Origin of the sequence: Pseudomonas tremae (genome assembly GCF_001401155.1) — a bacterium.
Taxonomy (GTDB): domain Bacteria; phylum Pseudomonadota; class Gammaproteobacteria; order Pseudomonadales; family Pseudomonadaceae; genus Aquipseudomonas; species Aquipseudomonas tremae.
In genome coordinates this window covers 1-319 of record NZ_LJRO01000254.1, presented here as the reverse complement: position 1 = coordinate 319, position 319 = coordinate 1, and the positions used below count along the sequence as shown (strand labels likewise).

1 protein-coding gene is annotated in these 319 nt (G+C 52.4%); it reads right to left on the bottom strand.

Going from position 1 to position 319, the window contains the following annotated elements; all coding sequences use genetic code 11:
* Positions 1–61: 61 nt before the first annotated feature.
* On the bottom strand, positions 62–319 hold a 258-nt coding region (locus tag ALO43_RS16080), incomplete at its 5' end, for a hypothetical protein (RefSeq protein ID WP_054997791.1).

The following is a 319-nucleotide window of genomic DNA, read 5'->3' as shown; positions in this document are numbered from 1 at the left end:
TTCATTACCTATTCGGCACTCTTTCAGGCTTTGTCGTCACTCAGCCAGTCAATCAGAGTAATCAGCCCAGGTCATTGACCAGTTGGCCGATCACTTCACCTACCTTGGCCAGGTCCGGAGCAGCCAGGCGATGTTCGTCGGCATACGAATACGCCACGCTGAACAGACCTGCTGTACGTGGGGAGTAAGACGGAGCGTCTTTCTCGAAAACACGATTGGTTGCTTCGGCGGTCAGGGAGCTGGAACTGATGACCAAACGTTCTTCCGGGTTATTTACGCTGTTGATGTAAACGTTGTCTGGATTGATCGACCATTCGGC